The sequence below is a fragment of the Caldicellulosiruptor diazotrophicus genome (assembly GCF_017347585.1).
Classification (GTDB): domain Bacteria; phylum Bacillota; class Thermoanaerobacteria; order Caldicellulosiruptorales; family Caldicellulosiruptoraceae; genus Caldicellulosiruptor; species Caldicellulosiruptor diazotrophicus.
This window is the reverse complement of sequence record NZ_AP024481.1, coordinates 1-3,514: the sequence shown is the minus strand read 5'-3', so window position 1 is coordinate 3,514 and position 3,514 is coordinate 1. Positions and strand designations below refer to the sequence as shown.

General features: G+C 43.4%; 4 protein-coding genes. 1 reads left to right on the top strand and 3 read right to left on the bottom strand.

Annotation, left to right across the window (positions count from 1 at the left end):
• Positions 1-1,338: 1,338 nt before the first annotated feature.
• Positions 1,339-2,331 carry a site-specific integrase gene (locus tag CaldiYA01_RS12155; RefSeq protein WP_207182904.1) on the top strand — a complete coding sequence of 331 codons (993 nt, stop codon included), beginning with the start codon at positions 1,339-1,341 and terminating at the stop codon, positions 2,329-2,331.
• Between the two features lie 102 nt (positions 2,332-2,433).
• Here the strand turns inward: CaldiYA01_RS12155 and CaldiYA01_RS12150 are convergent, their stop codons facing one another.
• From CaldiYA01_RS12150 to CaldiYA01_RS12140, 3 genes are read right to left on the bottom strand one after another with little or no spacing between them, the layout of a single operon-like run.
• Positions 2,434-2,655 (bottom strand): hypothetical protein, encoded by a 222-nt coding sequence (locus tag CaldiYA01_RS12150; protein WP_207182902.1) that lies wholly within the window; start codon positions 2,653-2,655, stop codon positions 2,434-2,436.
• Complete coding sequence (locus CaldiYA01_RS12145; protein ID WP_207182900.1) at positions 2,636-2,965, bottom strand: hypothetical protein; 330 nt, start codon at positions 2,963-2,965, stop codon at positions 2,636-2,638. Before CaldiYA01_RS12145 ends, CaldiYA01_RS12150 begins: the two co-directional genes overlap by 20 nt.
• Positions 2,959-3,399 (bottom strand): replication/maintenance protein RepL, encoded by a 441-nt coding sequence (locus tag CaldiYA01_RS12140; RefSeq protein WP_207182897.1) that lies wholly within the window; start codon positions 3,397-3,399, stop codon positions 2,959-2,961. Before CaldiYA01_RS12140 ends, CaldiYA01_RS12145 begins: the two co-directional genes overlap by 7 nt.
• Between the last annotated feature and the right edge of the window lie 115 nt (positions 3,400-3,514).

Sequence of the window (3,514 nt, the reverse complement as noted above, 5' to 3'; positions counted from 1 at the left end):
AAAAACTGACTTGTCAAGACATTATTTCTGTCAAAAATGTCAGTTAGGGTGTCAAAAATGACAGTTACCAGTCAGTATTTTCAAGGCTTTGCTGGCATTCTTATTCTATATCTTATATATACCGCCGACTCGTTAGAGTCGCAAAATTTCCAGTTACCCTGCCCTTAACAACGTTTCGCTAACGCAACCCTAACGAAAAGCTTACGCCCCAAGGTCCACAACACTGCCCAACGCTAATTAACAAGCTAACGCAAAACTTTAACTCATTCAAATTCAAAACAAAAAAGGTTGGCAATCGCTTCGCGATTGCCTCCATTCCAATTTCCCTAACAACACTGAGCTAACGCTGAAAAAAGAGCTAACAAAACTTAGCTAACGCTGAACCTAACGAAAAGCTCCTTACTAACATCCGCAAAAAAAATTAAAGCAGGATTTAAGCGCAGGGGGTTGGAGCTCTTTTGAAACCGCTTTCAAAACTGCATCAATATTCATACAGCCGTGCATAATTATTCATCCCTGAGTGTGCCTTAAACCCCAACGAAAGGCACTTTCTTCCCACAGGAGACTACTGGCAGGGGAAACCTCCCACCTAGTAGACCTTACTCTTAATTTGTTTTGCGGGCGTTAGCATGGAGCTGTCCGTTAGTCTTGCGTTAGCATTCTGTTGTTAGCTTCTGAGACGTTAGTCAGCTTTTGTTAGTGCTTTGCTGTTACTTTTCTTGCAATTTTTTCTTTTTACCGCTTGACAGCAGAGTCTGCCAGGAGTTATAATATTCTCAGAACCGAAAAGTAAACCGCGGTAGCGGGTTACTTTTTGGGCAATCCTTGGAATTGTCAATTTGGCAAAGTAGTTGGAATCGGGTAGTTTCTGGGTTGGGTAGAGAATGTGGACGGCGTTCCGATTCCGCTTTACTTGTGCGTTAGCACACTTGGATTGTTATCACGCTCTGCTCTGTGGTAGTACACCGTAAGGGGTGTACCATTTGGAGTTTTACCACATCTGAGAGTTTAGCAGTTCGCAAACTAAAGTTAGCGAAATTGAGTTTGCTTGGGCGATGACGTGTACGTCTGACACGCTTGACGTGCACCGAGCCGAGAGTAGAGCGTGATGACATAGAAAAAGCCCAGTAGTAGGTTGTGCGTACCGTGACATGCTACTGGGGAAGACAAGTGAATACGCAAAAAACGGTGCGTTTACTGTTCGTGGGCTCATGGGAATACCATGAGCATTCTGGACAGGTTCAACAGCTTTCGGAAAGGGCAAACCCCCCTTGAAAGGGTTTGGGTGGGCACTGGTGTTTTTTTGTCGATTGAATATTTATGCAGGGGGGTGATAATGTGGGGAAGAAGTCGATAATTCGGCAGGTGCTGGATGAGTATCGTTCGATGATAAGATTTGGGGAAAGTAAACATGAAGCGAAGAAGGAAGAGAAAGCAAGGTGTGAAGCGCTGGGTGAAGCATGGAATCCAGCGCGAGTAGAAGGAATATTCAGTTTTTCGACGTACAGGGAATATGTCAAGGAAGCTTTAGAGTTTGCGGAATGGGCGAGAGATGAGAAGGGGTGCAAGACATTAGAGCAGGCACGGGAGTATGTTTCTGAGTATTTGCAGAGACATATAGACTCTGGGTACAGCGCATGGAGCGTAAGAAAAGAAGCCGCTGCATTAGCCAAATTGTATCATTGTCGTACTACTGATTTTGGGGTGGAGTTTCCTGCAAGACACAGAGAAGAGATTGAAAGAAGCAGGGGGTATAGGGAACACGACAGGGAATTTAGCAAAGAGAGAAATAGAGACATTATCATTTTTGCGAAGGCAACCGGACTGAGAAGAAGAGAGTTAGAGCATGTGAGTGCGAGAGACGTATATCGTGGGGAAGATGGGAGACTGTACGTGCATGTTGAGAATGGGAAAGGCGGACGCGAAAGGGATGTGCATGTTCTTCAGAGATATGAACAGGAAGTTGAACGGATTGTAAGGGAGAGAGCAGATAGAGACAGGCTTTTTGATAGAGTACCTGTGCGTATGGATGTGCATGGGTACAGACGTGAATATGCAAGAGAGCGGTATAGAGAAGTTGAAAGAGAGATAAGTCGAGAGAGAAAGCTTTATGACAGGATTGAGGATCTTGTTCGTGAGAGAATGACAAGACTCTATCCTGACAGGTTTAGGGAGATAGGGGAAGAACGACTTACTCGAGAGTTGACAAGAGCGGATGGGCTTTATCATCGCAGTGATGGTAGGGAATTTGACCGGTTGGCATTGTGGGAAGTTTCAAATGACCTGGGCCATAATCGGATTGATGTTGTTGCAAGACACTACTTGGATTAAGCAAATAAAGGCTCAAGAAAGTGGATAAAAAAACAGGGGGTATGTTTGATATATCCCCCTGTTTTTTTTGTGCGTCTACAGGACCTTATTTGCGTTTCAAGGCTATTCTTGTGGGGTAGTGCAGTAAAAAAGGTTGCCTTTGTATCTTGCCTGTAGAATCTTGCCGTTTTCAAACACAAATTCAACGTTGCACTTATCAGCAAGTTTCTTGATTATTCCCTGCTCAAATTCGTCGAACCTGTACCCTTCCATAGCTCTTGCTGTGAAATAACCCAGAAGGTACATTGCTTCTTGTTCTGTCAGCTCAATCGTTAGCTTTCGCATCTTCTTTCACTCCCTTCACCAGATTGATGTATTCCCTGTATAACCTGTCGATGCGTTCAGTGTCGTCAGGTTGTGTAGCCTTGAGCTTTTCGTAGAGATTATGAAACAACAGGTTCTCTGTTGTTCCAATGGGGTACTTCTTTCTCTCTGCGTGGACTAGTCTCTTCAGCTGGTTTAACTTTACGTTCTGGATCTTGCTCAGTAGGTCTTCGACGATGTTTTCAATCTGTTTTGCTTCGTCTTCTTCGATGTAAAAGCACAGTTGCTTGATTTCAAGTAGCTTCTGGACAAGCTCCTGCTTCGTTAACATTCCTTCTCACCCTTCCTTTTTTGTACTTTGTCATATTGCTCTTCAAACTTCCTGAGCTGTTCTACCGTGCCGTACCTGAAGAAACGTGGGTTTAGCATGTAGCGTGCTCTGCCAAGTCTGACAATAAGCTTCTTGTCAATAAGGGTGTTTACAGCTCTGTGGAATTGCCTTTCCGACATGACGATGTTCCCTGCAATGTCATACTCGTATGAAAGAACAAAGCTGTAGTTGTCGAAGCTGATTTTGTGCCGTATAATATAAGCAAGTATCCTTGTTGCTGATTTCGACATATCCTTGTCTTGCATCAATAGTTCGAGCGAAATAAACGGAACTTTCACAAAGTCTGTGTCTTCAAATTCATGTCCAATGAGTATAAAAGTCTGGACTTCACCTGTGTTTGGATCAACCATCTTTTTGTACCCAAGCTTTTTCATATTCGTACCCCCTTTTTTGTCTTTTTTGGTCCTTTAGTGCCATTATACAACATAAAAACTGTACCGTAAAGTCTGTTTTTTCTTTTTTTCCAGCTCTAAAGTCATTATACGACAT